Below are 17,845 nucleotides of genomic sequence, written 5' to 3' on the forward strand. Positions count from 1 at the left end.
AGACGGCCACAGATGGAATAAAATAGGAATTCTATAGGAATTTTTATGCCCGCCGGTCGCGGGCATCGCTACCGCTACTTAGAGTTTTGACGCATCTCCGGACGGGAAACCGGGGTCCACTTTTCCTGGAAGTGCTCTAAGCAAGCCGGCTGTCACCGAAAGCGGAAACGATGGTTTCCGCCGGGCTTTTACTGGCAAGCAGCGCGGCCAGCAAAATGCGGGCCTGTCCGGGACGAAGGGTGGATGAATGCACGGCGCCCGCTGCGACAAGGTCATGCCCGCCGCCACCGCCGCCGTAACTTGCCACGAGCCGCCCTTCCGGCACGCGGCTGGAAACGATGACGGGAACGCCGCGTTCTGCGCAGCGCTTCACGGCTTCGGCGATACGCGGATTGGCATTGCCGGAACCAAGTGCGGCAAGAACGATGCCTTTCGCGCCCACCTGCAGGCTTGCATCGATATGGGTGGCGTCACAGCCGGGATGAATGGCGACGATATCGACGCGCTGATCGGTTACCGGGGCGGAAAGCCGCAGCGTTGCGGCAGCCACCATTGGCCGGGTCGAGCGGAAGGCATCCGCCTCGTCCGCGCTCAGCTTGTAAAGCCCCCAGGCCGGCAGACAGCGGCCGCCGAAGGAAAGGAGCACACCTTTTGCGGCATTCGCGTGATCGAGCGCTGTTTCTATGGCCTTGGCCAGATTGGCCGGTCCGTCCGCGTCCTTATGGTCTGCGGTAAACTGCGCGCCGGTGAAAACCACCGGCTTTGTGATGGCCCGCTGCAAATGTACGAGCAGCGAGGATTCCTCCATGGCGTCGGTGCCATGCAGAACCACGATGCCGGCAACGGCGGGATCATCAAGCTCCATTCCCACCGCATCACTGATGCGCTGCATGTCCGCCAATGTCAGGCTTGAGGAATCCTTCGCCATCAAATCGACAGGCTTCAGCCGGGCGTTGATCTGCGGAACCAGCGCCAGCAGGTCCTCACCCGAAAGGCTGGGCTGGCTTGCGCCATCGGCGCCACGCCGGCTGGCGATGGTGCCGCCGGTGGCGATGACCGCCACCAGAGGCGTTGCACCCTGCCCGCTCACTGTATCGCTCCCGCACGCTCGTCCGCGAGGCGGTAGATGCGATCACGCAACAGATACCAGCCGATGACGAGCGCTGGAATGATGACAATCAGCGAGGCGATGGTCCAGGAGCCGACAGGATAGTCAAACGCCATCAGCACAAGGACACCGAAAAGGAAGATGAGTGTGAGGATGCCGGTATAGGGCGCGCCGAACATGCGGAAATCCGGACGCACGATCTCACCGCGCTGCGACAGCTGCCAGAGCTTCAGCTGGCAGAGCACGATAACGGCCCAGGCGCAGATGATGCCGAGCGCCGAAAGGTTGAGCGCGATCTCGAAGGCGGAGGAGGGCACGACCGCGTTCAAAGCCACGCCGAGAACCGTGACGACAGCGGTGACCGCAATGCCGCCATAGGGCACGCCGTTCTTGTTCATCTTCGCGAGCGCTGCCGGAGCCGAACCGGAAACCGCCATGGAGTGGAGAATGCGGCCTGTGGAATACAGGCCGGCATTGAGCGAGGAGAGCACGGCTGTCAGCACGACGAGGTTCATGATCACGTCAGCGCCCTCTACACCGATGGAGCCGAAGAAGGTGACGAAGGGGCTCTCGCCGGCCTTGTAGGCGGTATAGGGCAGAAGCAGCGTGAACAGCAGCACGGAGCCGACGTAAAAGACGACGAGGCGCAGAACCACCGCGCGGATGGCGCGCGGCATGACCTTGCGGGGGTCTTCGGTCTCGCCCGCCGCCGTGCCGATCAACTCGATCGAGGCATAAGCGAAAACGACTCCTTGTATGATCACGAAGGCGGGAAGAATGCCGTTCGGGAAAAAGCCGCCATTGTCAGTGATGAGGCTGAAGCCGGTGACGTGGCCCTCGATGGGCGTACCGAAAATGACGAAATAAATGCCGACGACGAGGAAGATCGCGAGCGCCAGCACCTTGATCAGGCTGAACCAGAACTCCAGTTCGCCGAACACCTTCACCGACAGCATGTTCATCGCCAGCACGACCACCAGCGCCGTCATCGCGAAGACCCACTGGTCGATACCCGCAAGCCACGGCACGTATTGCTTGAAGAAATTCATATAAAGCGCAACGGCGGTGACATCGGCCACCGAGGTCATGGCCCAGTTGAGCCAATACATCCAGCCGGCTGCAAAGGCCATCTTCTCGCCGTAGAACTCGCGCGCATAGGACACAAAGGAGCCGGAGCTCGGGCGATGCATGATCAGCTCACCGAGCGCGCGCAGCACCAGAAACGCGAAGAAGCCGCAAAGCGCATAAACGAAAACCAGCGCCGGACCAGCCTGCGCGAGACGCCCACCGGCACCCAGAAACAGACCCGTGCCGATGGCGCCGCCGATGGCGATCATCTGGATTTGGCGCGGCTTCAGGGCTTTATGATAACCGAGATCCTCTTCGACGAAGACCTCACGTTCGGCGGGTGCCGTTTTTCCAGAATGCATGGATTTATCTTCCCGATAAAACGCTTGTAGTCGGCAATAAGCCGGAAATCAAAGTGGAACTGGCGCCGTCCCCAATGCTGGAAATATGGCCAGCGAATGCAAACATGCTGTAAAGCTGCATGACAGATTTTTGCCGTCATAATGGCAGATAATGCCGTTCGTCAAGGGTATTCGACATGATTGACCTTCTCCTCCACCAAGTTTAAGGTCGAAAAATCTGTAAGACAGCTTTACAGATATTACAACACTTAAAAGCCAGTGGAGGAAAGAGTGAGCGTGACGCGCAAGGAGCATGATTTGCTCGGGACGAAGGAAATTCCGGCGGATGTCTATTGGGGCGTGCACACGGCGCGCGCTGTGGAAAACTTCAAGATCACCGGGGTGACCATAGGCCACAACCCTTATCTCGTCCGGGGACTGGCCTATGTGAAGGAGGCGGCCGCACGCGCAAATCACGAGCTCGGCCTCATCGATGCCGAACGCATGGAAGCCATTGCAGAGGCTTGCCGCGAAATCCGCGCCGGGGCGCTGCATGAGCAGTTCGTGGTGGATGAAATCCAGGGCGGCGCCGGTACCTCCACCAACATGAACGCCAATGAGGTCATCGCCAACCGCGCGCTTGAGCTGCTTGGTCACGAGAAAGGCGATTATGCCCGGCTTCACCCGAACGACCATGTCAATCTCAGCCAATCGACCAACGACGCTTATCCGACCGCGATCAATGTCGGCCTGATCGAGGCGATCGATGATCTGGCGGCTTCCATGGGCGTTCTGAAGGACGCTTTCGACCGCAAGGCGCAGGAATTTGCCGGCTTCATCAAGATCGGCCGCACCCAATTGCAGGACGCCGTGCCGATGACGCTCGGCCAGGAATTCCGTACCTTCGTGGTGATGCTGGGAGAAGATCAGGCGCGTCTCATCGAATCCGCAGCACTCCTGCACGAAATCAATCTCGGCGCCACCGCCATCGGCACCGGGCTGAATGCACCGCGCGGTTATGCAGCGCTCGCCTGCCAGCATCTGGCGGAACTGACGGGAAGGCCGCTCGTGACGGCTGCCGACCTGATCGAAGCCACACAGGACCCCGGTGCCTTCGTGCACCTTTCCGGCGTGCTGAAACGCGTTGCCGTCAAGCTGTCGAAGACCTGCAACGACCTTCGCCTGCTCTCCTCCGGTCCGCGCGCCGGCATCGGTGAGATCACCCTGCCCTCCGTCCAGGCGGGTTCCAGCATCATGCCGGGCAAGATCAATCCGGTCATTCCCGAAGTGGTCAACCAGGTGGCCTATGCGGTGATCGGCAATGACATCACCATCACCATGGCCGCCGAAGCCGGGCAGTTGCAGCTGAACGCTTTCGAGCCGATCATCGTGCGCGCGCTTTCACAGAGCATCAGCCAACTCAGCGCCGCCTGCCGCACCTTGGCGGAACGCTGCGTCGACGGCATCGTCGCCAATCCGGCGATCATGGCGCAGCGCGTGGAAGAATCCATTGGCCTCGCCACCGCGCTCAACCCGCTGATCGGTTATTATGCGGCGACGGAAGTGGCCAAGGAAGCGCTTGCCAGCGGCCGCACGGTGCCGCAAGTGGTTCTGGAACGCGGTTATCTAACGAACGCACAATTGCAGCAGGCGCTGAGCCCGCGGCACCTTGCCAACCTGCCCGCCCTCACGGCTGGCGAAGCCGATCTTCGCCAATGATCGTCGTCACCACCTGTTTCACCTGCCCAAGGTGAAGCTCCATCGCCTGCCGCGCCTCAGGCGCTGAACCCCGCCGGATCGCCTCGACGATCCGGCGGTGCTCGAAATTCGAGGCGACGCGGCGACCGGCCATCAGGTTGACCATCTCTGACTGTTGGGACAGCGCCTCACGGGCGTCGGCCACCACCTTGGCGAACAGCCTGTTGGCCGAAGCTTCCGCAATGGCGCAATGGAATTGACCATCCAGCAGCACCCAGGGATGCGGCCTTTCTTCGGCTTCCATCCGGCCGCAAAGATCAAGCAAGACCGCCAGTTGGGCGTCGGTCCGCCTCAACGCCGCCCAACCGGCCGCGGGAACCTCGATGAAAGGGCGAGCCTCGATCAGATCGCGGGCGGAATAGGCGCCGTAATTCAATTCGGAAGGCGGCGTCGGCGTCATCACATAGGTGCCGCTTCCGGTGCGGGTCTGTGTCAGCCCCAGGGTCTGGAGAGACCGCAAAGCCTCGCGAACAATCGGTCGGCTGACGCCATATCGGGCGGCCAGATGGGCTTCGGAAGGCAGCCGGGTGCCGACCGCAAGCTGCCCCGAAGTGATGGCGGAACGGATATCATCGAACACCGCTTCTGCGGCATTCTTGCGATTGATCGGCTGCGCATCCGCAAGCCAATCCGACAACCCGCCCATCTTCAAGCCCTCCGGCACCCCAATGTGATCCGCAATATCGGCGACATACGGATTCGATATGCAAGATCATGCGGCGTCCAAAAACGAAAGGACGGCCGCCGCTCTCGCAGCTAAGCCGACCTTCCTAACATTATCCTGCCCATGGGAACAACGACGGCGGATATTTTTATGGGAATGATGAGGTAACGCCCTCACTCCTTTTCTAGTATCAGGCCGTGACGTCGTGTCCTTCCGGCTTGTCATCCTCGCGCGGAATCCGGAACCACGCGACATAGAGCGCCGGCAGGAAAAGCAGCGTCAGCGCCGTACCCACCACGATACCACCCATCATGGCATAGGCCATCGGCCCCCAGAAAATCTCCCGGGATATGGGAATGAGGGCAAGTGTGGCTGCCGCCGCCGTCAGCATGATTGGCCGCATGCGGTGCTCGGTCGCCTCGATGACCGCCCGCCAGGCCGAAACCCCTTCGCTTCTCAGATGCTCGATCTGCACGACGAGAATGACCGAGTTGCGGATCAGGATGCCGATCAACGCCAGCACACCGAGGATGGCGACGAAGCCCATCGGCGCATTGGAGAAGAGCAACGCCACCACGACACCGATCAGGGCAGTCGGCGCGACGGCGAATACAAGGAACAGCCGGCTGAAGCTTTGCAGCTGGATCATCAGGATCGTCGCCATAGCAAACAGCATCATGGGCACAACAGCGACAATCGGCGCCTGCGAATCCGCGCTGGATTCCACCGAGCCACCCGTCTCCAGCGTGTAGCCGACGGGAAGCGTTTTCTGGAACGCCTCGATCTTCGGCTTCAGCTGCTCCACAATCGTGGCCGGCTGCGTTGGGCCGATAATGGCGGCCTTGACCGTGACAGTCGGGATTCGGTCGCGACGCCAGATGGTCGGCTGCTCCAGCTCATAGCGGAAATTGGCGATCGCCGAAAGCGGGACGGCCTTGCCGTTGGTCGCCGGCAATTGCAGGTTCTGCAACGTCTCGATGGAGCCGCGCTCGGACATCTGCGCCCGCGCCACCACGTTGACGAGGTAGATATCGTCTCTCACCTGCGTGACGGTGGAGCCTTCGACAATGCTGTTCATGGCATTGGCGATGTCTTCCGAGGAGACGCCGAGCTGGCGGGCCTTGTCCTGCAGAACATCGACCTTGACCACGCGCGTCGGCTCGTTCCAGTCCATGACCATGTTGGACAGCAGCCGGTTTTCGCTGACGACGCCCGACAATTGCTGTCCAAGCTCGCGGACTTTCTGGATATCGGGTCCACTCAGGCGATATTGAACCGGTTTCCCGACGGGAGGGCCGATATCGAGCAATTTCACGAAGGCGTCGGTGCCGATAAAAGTCTTGTTCAGATAGTCCTGCAATTCGATGCGCACCTTGTCGCGCACATCCAGCCCCTTGGTGACGATGACCGTCTGACCGAAGGTGACGTCAGGCGTCTGAACGTCGAAAGACAGGATGAAGCGCGGTGCGCCCTCACCAACATAACTTGTCCAGTGATCGACATCCGGATTGTTGGCCAGCATTTCCTGTTCGAACTTGGCCATCTGCCGGTTGGTTTCGGCAATGGAGCTGTTCTGCGGCAGGTTCCAGTCGACGATCAGCTCCACGCGGTCGGAAGACGGGAAGAACTGCTGCTGCACAAGGCCCATGCCGCCAATGGACAGGGCAAACAACGCAACCGTAGCGACGATCGTCACCCAGCGCCAGCGCAGCGCCCGGCCGAGAAGCCAGGAAAAGGCGGAGGCAAAACGGCCCTTTTTCTCATGGTGCGATTTCATCGTCTTCGGCAGGATCGTCACACCGAGCAACGGCGTGAACAGAACCGCGACGATCCATGACACGATCAGCGAAACGGCGATCACCACAAAGAGCGTGAAGGTGAATTCACCTGCCGCGCTGTTGTTGAGACCGACCGGAATGAAGCCGGCGACAGTGACCAGCGTTCCGGTCAGCATCGGGAAAGCGGTCGAGGTATAAACATGGGTCGCCGCTTTCCTGAGATCGTCTCCGACCTCGAGCCGCGCGACCATCATCTCGACGGCAATCATCGCATCGTCGACAAGAAGGCCGAGCGCGATGATGAGGGCGCCCAGAGAGATACGCTGCAAAGAAATGCCGGTATATTCCATATAGACGAAGGTGATCGCCAGCACGAGCGGAATGGAAACGGCAACCACCATGCCGGCCCTGAGACCAAGGCTGATGAAGCTGATGACAAGAACGATGGCGATGGCCTCGAACAGCGCCGAGGTGAAGCCCGAGACCGCCTCATCGACCACGGCCGGCTGATCGGACACGCGATGCACATCGACACCAACCGGCAGATCCGCCACCACCCGCTTCATCTGCGCATCCAGCGCCTCGCCGAAGTGCAGCAGGTTTGCGCCGGTTTTCATGCCGATTGCAAGGCCGATGGCCGGCTGACCGTTGAAGCGGAAGAGCGAGGATGGCGGATCGACATAACCACGCCGGATCGTTGCCACTTCCGTCAGCGGGAAGAACCGGTTGTTGACCCGCAGATTGATGGACCGCAGGCTGTCTTCCGAAGTGAACTGGCCGCTGACACGCAGCGCCACGCGCTCTGGCCCGGCATTGACGAAACCGGATTGCGTGACGGCGTTCTGTGATTGCAGCGTCTTGATGATCGACTGCTGGTCGATGCCAAGCGCCGCGATCTTCCGCGTGGAGAACTCCAGATAGATCGTTTCGTCCTGCGCGCCGATGACATCGACCTTGCCGATATTGTCGACAGTCAGCACCTTCGCACGGGCATCCTCCACCAGATCGCGCAATTGTCGCTGGCTGAGACCATCGCTGGTGAAAGCGTAGATATTGCCATAGACATCGCCGAAACGGTCGTTGAAGAAGGGACCGACAACGCCCGAGGGGAAATCGCCCTTGATATCGCCGATCATGTTGCGCACCCGCAACCATGTCGGTTCGACGTTGCGCGCCTTGGTTTCCGGCACCAATTCCACGAAGATCGTCGTGCGGCCGGCCACCGTCTGGCTGCGCAGATGATCGAGATTGTCGAGTTCCTCGAGCTTCTTCTCGATCCTGTCGGTCACCTGCCGCGCCACTTCTTCGGCGGAAGCGCCGGGCCATTGCGCGCTGATCACCATCGTCTTGATGGTGAAGTTCGGATCTTCCTCGCGACCAAGGTTGATATAGGAGAAAACGCCGGCAAGAACGAAAACCAGCATGAAGTACCAGACGAGCGAACGGTGCTCGAGCGCCCAGTCGGAAAGGTTGAATTTCTTCACTGACGGACCTCCTGATCGATCCTGATGGCCTGTCCATCCTTGAGCTTGTGAACGCCGGCGCTGGCGACGCGCTCGCCGGGCTTGACACCGCCGGTGATGCGCACGTTGCCGCCTTCAGCAGGCTCGCCATCTATCTTGACCGTGCGGAGCGTTACCGTCGCCGTTTCGGCATTGACGATCCAGACACCCCAGCCATTGTCGGTTTTCAGCAGGGCCGATGACGGAAGCATGATCTGCGGTTCGGATGCAGCAAGCACCGAGGCCGTGACAACGGAGCCGAGCCGGAATGCCGACGGCGCATCCTGCAGGCTGATCTTCGTGCGGCGCGTGCGCGTCGCCGTTTCGGCTTCCGGAGCGATCTCGCGCACCACGCCGGTGGTTCGAATTTTCGGGTCGAGCTGCAGGGCGATCTCGAAGGCGGAGCCGATCTCCAGGCGCTGCGCCGCAAATTGCGGAACGTCGACCACCACATCGCGCACTTCCGGGCGAGCGATGGTCACGACTGTCTGGCCGGCCGAGACAACCTGACCGATTTCGCCCGAAGTCCCCGTAACCACACCGTCAAATTCCGCATGCAGCTGCGCATAGCCCAGCTGCTCCTCGGCTTTGTCCAGATTGGCGCGGGCCTTGGCGACGGCGGCGTTGGCGGTGCGTGTTGCCTGTTGGGCTTCTTCCAGCGCGGCCTCCGTGCCGCTGCGGGCCTCCGCCAACACGCGCTGGCGCTGCTCGGTCGTTATTGCATTGGCGAGCTGCGCTTCCGCATTGGAAAGGTCGGACTGCGCGCTCTTCACCGCAAGCTCCAGCGCCAGCGGATCGATCGACGCGACCACATCACCTTTCTTTACCAGATCGGCGACATCGACATTGCGCGCGATAATGCGCCCGAGAACGCGAAAGCCGAGGTCGGTCTGAATGCGCGATTCCACCGTGCCGGTCAGCCGCAGGGCGTCGGCCGACTTCTCTTCCACGACAACGGAAAGCACCGGACGCGGCGCCTCGGCGGCGGCTTCCTGCTTCTCCTCGCAGGAGGAAACCGCAATCGCCGCAACCGCCAAAAACAAGCTTCTGTATATACTGGACATTATTGTGCCTGCCCCTTTTCATAGGCGACCTTTTCGCCGGCGCGGAGAAATTTGGTACCAACGGTGACCACAAGTTCGCCGGGATTGAGCCCTTGTGCGACGACGAATTGACCCGTCTCGTAGTCGGCGACCTCGACACGCCGCATGGCGATTTCCGAAGATTGCGGATCGACCACCCAGACGGCAGGCAGGCCGTCCTGCGACGTCATCGCCGACCACGGAAGCTCAATCGCATCGATCTGTTCGAAACGGAAATGGCCGGAAACGGGCGCGCCGAGCGGCATGGTCATGTCGCCGTTCAGGCCCACCTTGACCCTGATCGTTCCATTGTCGGGGTCGATAGTCGGCGAAATCTCCCGTACCGGCGCCGCAATTCTGTGGGTGGGATCCGACAGGAGGCTGACATTGACGAGATTATCGATATCGCGCTCGAGGAACAGGGATTCATAAACGTCGAAGACCGCATCGCGCGGCCCGTCATGCGCCAGCGTGAAGACGAGCTGGGCGGCCTGCGCCACCTGGCCGACCTCGACATTACGCGCCGTGATGACGCCATCCGCATCCGCCCTGAGTTCGGTGTAGGACAGGGCATCGCGCGCCGTATCGAGCTGCGCCTGCGCCGATCTCACCGCACCCTGCGTCGTGAGCAGGGTTTCCTGGGCCTTGTCGACCGCCGAACGCGAGGTCACCTGCGTCTTGAAAAGGCTTTGTTGACGATCGAACGTCAATTGCGCCTGCGTCTGCTGCGCCTCCGCAGATTGCAGGTTGGCCAAGGCGACATCGAGATCGGCCTTTTGCTCTTCGGGATCCATGCGGGCAAGCAATTGCCCGGTCTTGACCCGTGCGCCCACATCCACCAGCCGCTCGGTGATCTTGCCGCTGACCCGGAAGGACAGATCCGTTTGGACCCGCGCCTTTACTTCGCCCGTGATGACGCTACCGCGATCGACGGGCTTTTTCTCAACCGCGACCACATCGACGGTGCGAAGCGGCTTTTCGGCGGGCGGCTCGTCATTGCTGCAGGACGACAGGGCGAAAATGCCGCCAAGCGCCGCCGCGATAAGAATGGTTCTCATGGTGACCTCTTGATTTTCGCCTCATCCTATAATATTTGACTGACTGAATAGTCAATGAAATTCTTATGCTGCTGATCGGGGAGCTGTCCGGAGCATCCGCACGGGTTCCCGAATGATCATTCCCTCGTCGTCCGGCACATACCTGCGGGCGCATTGGCAATGGTCCGGCATAGCGAAGCATGTGCGCGCCTTCACAAAAATCGTTCCGGTTTTTGCGCCGGTGCTATAGGCAAACCCATCTCTCACTTCCGCCAATCGCGACGGACGGAAGGGCGCGCGTCGAAAACAGAAGGATCCGGGGCCATGCCGAAAGCAAAGCTGACACGTGCTGAACAGAAGATACAACGTCCGTTGCAAATTCTCGATGCAGCATTCGAGGAATTCACCAAAAGGGGATTTACCGCGACCCGGGTGGAGGACATCGCGGAACGGGTGGGAGTGACGAAAGGCACGGTCTACGTCTATTTCGAAACCAAGGAGGCGCTTTTCGAGGCCATGGTAAAACGTGCCTCCATGCCGTTCCGGGAGACGTTCAGCGCCTATACGCATAAGTCAGACGATCCCGTCGAGCAGCTTCGCCTGCTGCTCGAATTCCTGTTCGACTCACTCGTCGACAACAGAAAAATGCGGGAACTGTTTCGTCTAATCGTCGCGGAAGGCGCAAAATTCCCGGATCTCATCGACCAGCACTATGACACGATGATGGCGCCGGTCTTTGCGCGCATCGATACGATCCTGGAGGAGGGCGTGGCGAAAAAAAGGTTCAGGGCTAATCCCCCCGAACTCGCCAAGGTCGTGATGTCGCCCATGGTTGGAACGTTGGTGTTTCGGCTGATCTTCAACGACCGGCGCATTCTGGACAGGCAGGCCGTTCTCAAGATTCATCTCGAACTGATTATGCGCGGACTGCTGGCATAGCCATCAAGGCACGCGGCCGCGGACCTCTATTCCTGACTTTCAAGCCGATATCGGGAACCGGGGTAGAGCAGCCGTACGGATGTAACGGCGCGGCTCGATGACCAGGTTCTGCGGCGCACGAGAAGGCAAGGCTCGTTTCGGCTTATGGCCATCAATTTGCACTCCCAGGGTTGGGGCGACGCGGCCTCGATGAATTGCTCTGTTCGCGAAATTGGCGCCGCCGCTGTCAAATAGGCATTCGGGGTGAGCGTATTGAAATCCTGCATCAGATAATCTGGAGCGATCTCCGCATTGACGAAGCGATCTTCAAGCTGGATCGGCACATCGTCTTCGTGGTGGACAATGATGGAGTGAAAAACCTTCGCTCCCACGGCGATCTCCAGCGCCGTTGCGAGATCGGGACCGCAAACTTCCGTCTGGGCAAGGATCAGGCTCGGTCGATGCGTCGAACCGCGCTCCTTGATCTCGTCGGCAATGTTGCGCACGCCCATCATGCCAGCGCTTCGCTTTTTCGGGGCGACAAAAGACCCGCGCCCCTGCACACGAACGATCACCCCCTCGGTTGCCAATTCCCGCAGCGCTCGGTTCGCCGTCATCCGACTGACACCCAGCATGTCCACGATCTCGTTTTCGGAGGGTATCCTGTGGTTCGTCAACCACTCTCCGCCGGCGATCTTTTCCTTGATCTGTTCTTTCACTCGCTCATACAGCGGCAGGGAGGAGCGATCGCCCGAGACAGGAAGCTCGTTTTCGATGACGGACAGCATTGAAACTCCTAAAAATCGGGCGACTGCACAAAACGCAGCCAGAATCCGCACAAGCACAAAATTATCACATCCCGCCTTGCTTGTCTTTCGCAAATGTGTGAAGTTACATATACAACTTGAGGGGAAAATAATGGCGAGCGAAGACTCGATCTCTGGCAACAGCAGGTCTCCCGCCGATGGTCGTGGTGATACTCAAATGCCTGCCCAGCGCAAGGGCAGCGGCTGCCATGCCGAAGTCGAAGCTGTATTTGATGGCGCGGCTAGGCAATATGCGCTGAAAGCTCACCCTTTTCAGAACCAACCAGCGCAGGCGCGTTCGACCCAACGTCGGCGATACGCGCGTCCCATGCGAATTTTTCAAAGTTGTATAGTGAACTTCCAGCATACCGCTTCAAGGCGAACATCCAATTCCACGTTGATTCGACGAGCGCCCGACCGCCGATTTCGCAGGGACATGAAATGCACCAATGACCGCCGGGCTCAGGGGTAGGCATCTGCCCAGGGCACGCCCGGCTGAAACCACAAAACGCATGCCAGCAACTTGCCAATCATCAAACCAAAAGGGGAATGCAATGCTGAATTCAAAGTTGAAAATCGCGCTGGCCACCACCGCGCTCATCATGGGAGCCTATGCCGGGTCAGCGAGAGCGGAAGGCTATTGCGCCGCTGGAAAGACCATCACCTTCGCCGGCATTGACTGGGAAAGCGGCGCTTTCATCACCGAAGTCATGAAGGAAATCCTCTCCAAGGGCTATGATTGCAAGGTCGATTCCATTCCCGGTAACTCCGTGACGCTGGAACAGGCAACCGCCAATAACGACGTGCAGATCTTTGCTGAAGAATGGATCGGCCGCTCCGACGTCTGGAACAAGGCTGCGGAAGCCGGGCAGGTAACATCGGTCGGCAAGACCTTCGTCGGCGCCGCCGAAGGCTGGTTCGTGCCGGAGTATCTGGTCAAGGGCGACCCGGCGAAAGGCATCGAAGCCAAAGCTCCGGACCTGAAGAACGTCGACCAGCTTTCCGACCCGAAGATCGTTGAACTGTTCAAGGATCCGGAAGAGCCCGCCAAGGGCCGCTTCCTCAATTGCCCCTCGGGCTGGACCTGCGAAGGCGTCAACACCGCAAAGCTGCAGGCCTACAAGCTGGAAGCAAACTATGTGAACTTCCGGCCCGGCACCGGCACCGCTCTCGACGCCGCAATTGCCGCCGCCTATCTCCAGGGCGAACCGATGCTGTTCTATTACTGGAGCCCGACGGCAATCATGGGCAAATACAAGCTCATCCAGCTGCAGGAGCCGGCCTATAGCGACGCCTGCTGGAAGGAACTGACGAGCGCCGATGGAAAGCGCGACGCCGGTTGCGCCTTCCCCTCCGTCGAGGTAGCCTATGGCGTGAACAGCACCTTTGCGAAGGAAGCACCGGAGATCATTGCGATCCTTGAAAAGGCGACCTTCCCGTTGACGGAGATCAACGCCAGCCTCGCCTACATGACCGACAAGCAGGTCGATGCGACAGCCGCCGCCAAAACCTTCCTTCAGACCAAGAGCGATGTCTGGGGCAGCTGGGTTTCTGCCGACGCCAAGGCGCGTATCGAAGCCGCCGTCAAGTAAACATCGCACGCGCGCCGGGCTTCCGGCGCGCCTTTTCCCGTCAGGACAGGGGCCGGCTACCGCACATGGGGTCGGCAGGCGCGAGGACGACACCAATGTTTCCTGAAGTTTTCCATATTTCCATCCGCGGCCCGATCAATGAGATCGTGCGCTCGCTGGTGGTGAATTACGGCTCCGTTTTCAAGGCGATCTCGCAGACGATCCTGCAGGCGATCCTCTTTGTGGAATGGGTGCTGCGCGGTCTGCCGTGGTGGGCCATTTTTCTGGTCTTCCTGGTGCTCGCCTGGTTCGCGGCGAAGAAGATTTCGCTCGTCATCATGGTGGCGGTGATGCTGTTCATCGTCGGCGCGCTCGGTCTCTGGGACCTGACGATGCAGACGCTGGCGCTGATGCTGATTGCCAGCCTCATTTCCATCGTCATCGGCGTACCCATGGGTATCCTGCTTGCCAAAAGCGAATGGGCTCGGCGCATCACCCTGCCGATACTCGATGTCATGCAGACCATGCCGAGCTTCGTCTATCTCATTCCCGCCATCATGCTTTTCGGCCTCGGCAAGGTCCCGGCCGTACTGGCCACCATCGTTTATGCCGTGCCGCCGCTGATCCGCCTGACCGATCTCGGCATCCGGCAGGTGGACCGGGAAGTGGTGGAGGCGGCGACCGCATTTGGCGGCAGCCCGAGACAAATCCTCTTCGGCGTCGAATTGCCGCTCGCCACGCCCACGATCATGGCCGGCCTCAACCAGACGATTATGATGGCGCTCTCCATGGTCGTCGTCGCCTCGATGATCGGCGCGCGCGGCCTTGGCGAGCAGGTGCTGAACGGCATCCAGACGCTCGATGTCGGCAAGGGCCTCGAAGCAGGTCTCGGCATCGTTATTCTCGCAATCGTGCTCGATCGCATCACCCAGGGTTTTGGTCGATCCAGCCGGAAGGAAATGGGCAATGACTGATATCCATATCCGCAACGTGTCCAAGATATTCGGCGGCAACTGGAAAGCTGCGCTGACCATGGCCCAGCAGGGCGCGGAAAAAAGCGAAATCCTGGCAAAAACGGGATGCAGCGTCGGCCTCGACAATGTCAGCCTCGACATCGAAGCCGGCCGCATTTTCGTGATCATGGGCCTCTCCGGTTCCGGCAAGTCGACGCTGGTGCGCCACATCAACCGGCTGATCGAACCGACAAGCGGCGAGATTCTCGTCGGCGGCGACAATGTTCTAGCACTGAAGCCCAAAGACCTGCGCGACTTCCGCAACCGACGCGTCAGCATGGTGTTCCAGAATTTCGGTCTGATGCCGCACCGCACCGTCTTGCAGAACGTCGTTTATGGCCAGCGCGTGCGCGGGCTGACCAAGGCCGACGCGCGGCCCATCGGCATGAAGTGGATCGAGACCGTCGGCCTTTCCGGCTATGAGGACAAGTTTCCGCACCAGCTTTCCGGCGGCATGAAGCAGCGCGTCGGTCTGGCCCGGGCACTCGCGGCCGATACCGACGTCATACTGATGGACGAGGCCTTTTCGGCGCTCGACCCCTTGATCCGCGCCGACATGCAGGACCAGTTGCTGCAGCTCGAAAAGAACCTGCACAAGACCATCGTTTTCATCACCCACGATCTCGACGAGGCGCTCCGCATCGGCGCACAGATCGCGATCCTGAAGGACGGCAAACTGGTGCAGGTTGGAACGCCGGATCAGATTCTCAACAGCCCCGCAAATGATTATGTCGCCCGTTTCGTGGAACGCCGCGCGAGTGCGGGAGAAGGCCAGCATGGTTGACACGATCACCATCGATCGTCCCCTCACCTGGCAAGAGATCGCCGCTGTTGCAAAAGGCGCCACGCTTTCCCTGTCGGATAAAGCGTGGCGGCGGATTGCCGAAGCCCGCGCCGTCGTCGATGCGCTCGTCGAAAAACGGGTGCGCGGTTACGGCATCAACACAGGTGTCGGCGCGCTCTGCGATGTGATTGTAGACATCCCACAGCAGCAGGCTCTTTCCCGCAACATCCTGCTCAGCCACTCCTGCGGCGTCGGCGAACCGCTCGGGCGCGAAGAAACACGGGCCATCATGGCCGCCCAGATCAACAACTTCGCGCATGGTTATTCCGGCGTGCAGGTCAAAACGGTCGAAGCGCTGCTCGCCCTGCTGAATGGCGATATTCTTCCCGTTATTCCGTCAAAGGGCTCGGTGGGTTACCTCACCCATGCCGCAGCCATTGGGCTGGTGCTGATCGGCGAAGGCCGGGCTCGCCACGGGGGCGAACTCATCAGCGGCCGGCAGGGGCTCGAAAAGCTTAGCCTCGAACCCATGGTTTTGCAGGCGAAGGAAGGGCTCAGCCTCGTCAACGGCACACCCTGCGCCACCGGCCTCGCCAGCCTCGCGCTTGCGCGCACGGCTTCGCTCCTTGACTGGGCCGATGCGGCAGCAGCAATGAGCTATGAAAACCTTGGCGCGCAGGCCGATCCCTTCGCCGCAGGGCCGCTGGCACTGCGCAGCTCGCCCGGCATCCAGACTGTCGGCGCAAACCTGCGCCAGCTTCTGGCGGCAAGCCCGCTGCTTGCCCGGTCAGCCGGATCCCGCACGCAGGATCCGCTTAGCCTGCGCGCCGTGCCGCAGGTGCACGGCGCCGTTCGCGACAGCGTCGCGCAGATCGCGGACGTCGTAGACCGCGAACTCGCGAGTGTCACGGACAACCCGGTCGTCGGCGGCACGCCGCAGTCGCCCGAGGTCCACTCCCAGGCCCACGCCGTCGGTGCGTCGCTCGGGCTTGCCATGGATGGGCTGGCAACGGCCGCAGCCGAACTCGCGGCGATTTCCGAGCGGCGTATCGACCGGCTCGTCAACCCGCTTGTCAGCGGGCTGCCCGCCTTTCTGGCGGAAGGTGATGGTGTCTGTTCCGGTTTCATGATCATCCAGTACACCGCCGCAGCGCTTGCCGCGGAAAACCGCCGCCTCGCCGCCCCCGCCAGCCTCGATGGCGGCATCACCTCCGCCTTGCAGGAGGATATATTGACTCACGCCACCGCCGCCGCCGACAAGACGCTTTCGATTATCGGCAACCTGGAAACCATTCTCGCAATCGAGATCATGAGCGCCGCGCAGGCTTACGACATGCAGCCTGACGAAGGCGGCCGTGCGCCCGGCACCGATAGGCTTTATCAGCGCGTCCGGACGGCGGCACCATTTTACCGCGATGACCAGCCGCTCAACAATCTGGTAGCCGCCATTCGGGAAATGTTGCAAACCACGCTTACGGGGATAGGTGTCGACAACATCAACCCGCCTCACGCAGAATGCTCATCCCATTCTTTCTGAAGCGTAAGAGCCGGGACCGGGGGGGAACACCACGGTTCGGCTGCCGTTCAGGAATAAACGCCGATGAATATGGGCGTGTATGGCGCGCGCCAGCACCTGCGCCTCCACGTCGCGGCCGAGCGACACGTAATCCTCCGCCGACTGGGCATGGGTGATGCGCACGATATCCTGTTCAATGATCGGTCCCTCATCCAGATCGGCGGTCACATAATGCGCCGTCGCGCCAATCAGTTTCACACCGCGCTGATAGGCCTGCTTGTAAGGGTTGGCGCCCTTAAAAGAGGGCAGGAAGGAGTGGTGGATATTGATGATCCTGCCCGACATCGCCTCGCACATCCTGTCGGAAAGCACCTGCATGTAACGTGCCAGCACGATGAGTTCCGTACCCGAGCTTTCCACGATCTCCATGATCCGGGCTTCGGCCTGCGGCTTGTTCTGTTTCGTCACCGGAATGTGGTGGAACGGAATGTCGTGATTGACGACAACCTTCTGGTAATCGAAATGATTGGAGACGACGCCGACAATATCGATCGGCAGCGCCCCGATGCGCCAGCGATAGAGCAGGTCATTGAGGCAATGGCCGAAGCGCGACACCATCAAAAGAACCTTCATCCGCTCTGCCTGATCGTGCAGCGCCACCTCCATGCCGAATTTTTCCGAGATGGGCGCCAGCCCGTCCATCAACGCGTCGCGTGTCTCACCCTCCTCGGAAATGAAACCCACGCGTATGAAAAAACGGCCTGTGCCGAGATCGTCGAACTGCGAACTGTCGACGATGTTGCACCCCTTCTCAGCGAGAAAGCCTGAAAGGGCGGCGACGATGCCGCGGGTAGACTTGCATGTCACGGTCAGGACGAAGTTCGTCATCTGGCGATCTT

Annotated in this window: 14 protein-coding genes; 6 read left to right on the plus strand and 8 right to left on the minus strand. The window is 60.4% G+C overall.

Annotated elements, in window-relative coordinates:
- Positions 1 to 136: 136 nt before the first annotated feature.
- Positions 137 to 1,090, minus strand: coding sequence for an asparaginase (locus O9X91_RS15930; RefSeq protein WP_142913487.1), 954 nt, complete (start codon positions 1,088 to 1,090; stop codon positions 137 to 139).
- The gene (locus O9X91_RS15935; protein ID WP_142913488.1) at positions 1,087 to 2,538 is read right to left on the minus strand and encodes an amino acid permease; all 1,452 of its coding nucleotides are present in this window, start codon (positions 2,536 to 2,538) and stop codon (positions 1,087 to 1,089) included. The genes O9X91_RS15930 and O9X91_RS15935 overlap by 4 nt, the downstream gene beginning before the upstream one ends.
- 270 nt (positions 2,539 to 2,808) lie before the next feature.
- On the opposite strand from O9X91_RS15935, the gene O9X91_RS15940 reads away from it, so the two are divergent.
- Positions 2,809 to 4,236, plus strand: coding sequence for an aspartate ammonia-lyase (locus O9X91_RS15940; protein ID WP_244614267.1), 1,428 nt, complete (start codon positions 2,809 to 2,811; stop codon positions 4,234 to 4,236).
- Here the strand turns inward: O9X91_RS15940 and O9X91_RS15945 are convergent.
- The 4 genes from O9X91_RS15945 to O9X91_RS15960 form a co-directional block, all read right to left on the minus strand.
- Complete coding sequence (locus tag O9X91_RS15945) at positions 4,205 to 4,921, minus strand: FadR/GntR family transcriptional regulator (protein ID WP_137411365.1); 717 nt, start codon at positions 4,919 to 4,921, stop codon at positions 4,205 to 4,207. The two genes, O9X91_RS15940 and O9X91_RS15945, sit on opposite strands and share 32 nt — an antisense overlap.
- Before the next feature lie 208 nt (positions 4,922 to 5,129).
- Complete coding sequence (locus tag O9X91_RS15950) at positions 5,130 to 8,201, minus strand: efflux RND transporter permease subunit (RefSeq protein ID WP_137411364.1); 3,072 nt, start codon at positions 8,199 to 8,201, stop codon at positions 5,130 to 5,132.
- Positions 8,198 to 9,283, minus strand: a complete 1,086-nt coding sequence (locus O9X91_RS15955) for an efflux RND transporter periplasmic adaptor subunit (RefSeq protein ID WP_142913490.1) — start codon at positions 9,281 to 9,283, stop codon at positions 8,198 to 8,200. Before O9X91_RS15955 ends, O9X91_RS15950 begins: the two co-directional genes overlap by 4 nt.
- Positions 9,283 to 10,359 (minus strand): efflux RND transporter periplasmic adaptor subunit, encoded by a 1,077-nt coding sequence (locus O9X91_RS15960; protein WP_173991151.1) that lies wholly within the window; start codon positions 10,357 to 10,359, stop codon positions 9,283 to 9,285. The genes O9X91_RS15955 and O9X91_RS15960 overlap by 1 nt, the downstream gene beginning before the upstream one ends.
- Positions 10,360 to 10,662: 303 nt before the next feature.
- Between O9X91_RS15960 and O9X91_RS15965 the strand changes: the two genes are divergently transcribed.
- The gene (locus O9X91_RS15965) at positions 10,663 to 11,277 is read left to right on the plus strand and encodes a TetR/AcrR family transcriptional regulator (protein WP_077983527.1); all 615 of its coding nucleotides are present in this window, start codon (positions 10,663 to 10,665) and stop codon (positions 11,275 to 11,277) included.
- Positions 11,278 to 11,303: 26 nt separating this feature from the next.
- Here O9X91_RS15965 and hutC read toward each other — a convergent pair whose 3' ends face one another.
- Complete coding sequence (hutC, locus tag O9X91_RS15970) at positions 11,304 to 12,044, minus strand: histidine utilization repressor (RefSeq protein ID WP_269833624.1); 741 nt, start codon at positions 12,042 to 12,044, stop codon at positions 11,304 to 11,306.
- Between the two features lie 572 nt (positions 12,045 to 12,616).
- Here hutC and O9X91_RS15975 point away from each other — a divergent pair.
- The 4 genes from O9X91_RS15975 (at position 12,617) to O9X91_RS15990 (ending at position 16,967) form a co-directional block, all read left to right on the plus strand.
- Positions 12,617 to 13,654, plus strand: coding sequence for an ABC transporter substrate-binding protein (locus tag O9X91_RS15975; protein WP_077983529.1), 1,038 nt, complete (start codon positions 12,617 to 12,619; stop codon positions 13,652 to 13,654).
- 95 nt (positions 13,655 to 13,749) lie between these two features.
- Positions 13,750 to 14,607, plus strand: a complete 858-nt coding sequence (locus tag O9X91_RS15980) for an ABC transporter permease (protein ID WP_137411361.1) — start codon at positions 13,750 to 13,752, stop codon at positions 14,605 to 14,607.
- Positions 14,600 to 15,430: a quaternary amine ABC transporter ATP-binding protein gene (locus tag O9X91_RS15985; protein WP_142913494.1), complete on the plus strand. Its 831-nt coding sequence runs from the start codon at positions 14,600 to 14,602 to the stop codon at positions 15,428 to 15,430. Before O9X91_RS15980 ends, O9X91_RS15985 begins: the two co-directional genes overlap by 8 nt.
- Complete coding sequence (locus tag O9X91_RS15990; RefSeq protein ID WP_142913495.1) at positions 15,423 to 16,967, plus strand: HAL/PAL/TAL family ammonia-lyase; 1,545 nt, start codon at positions 15,423 to 15,425, stop codon at positions 16,965 to 16,967. Before O9X91_RS15985 ends, O9X91_RS15990 begins: the two co-directional genes overlap by 8 nt.
- On the opposite strand, the gene purU is transcribed toward O9X91_RS15990, so the two are convergent.
- Positions 16,950 to 17,834, minus strand: a complete 885-nt coding sequence (gene purU / locus O9X91_RS15995) for a formyltetrahydrofolate deformylase (RefSeq protein ID WP_077983533.1) — start codon at positions 17,832 to 17,834, stop codon at positions 16,950 to 16,952. The genes O9X91_RS15990 and purU overlap by 18 nt on opposite strands.
- Positions 17,835 to 17,845: the final 11 nt, after the last annotated feature.

It is taken from the genome of Agrobacterium salinitolerans (assembly GCF_027498475.1).
Taxonomy (GTDB): Bacteria; Pseudomonadota; Alphaproteobacteria; order Rhizobiales; family Rhizobiaceae; genus Agrobacterium; species Agrobacterium salinitolerans.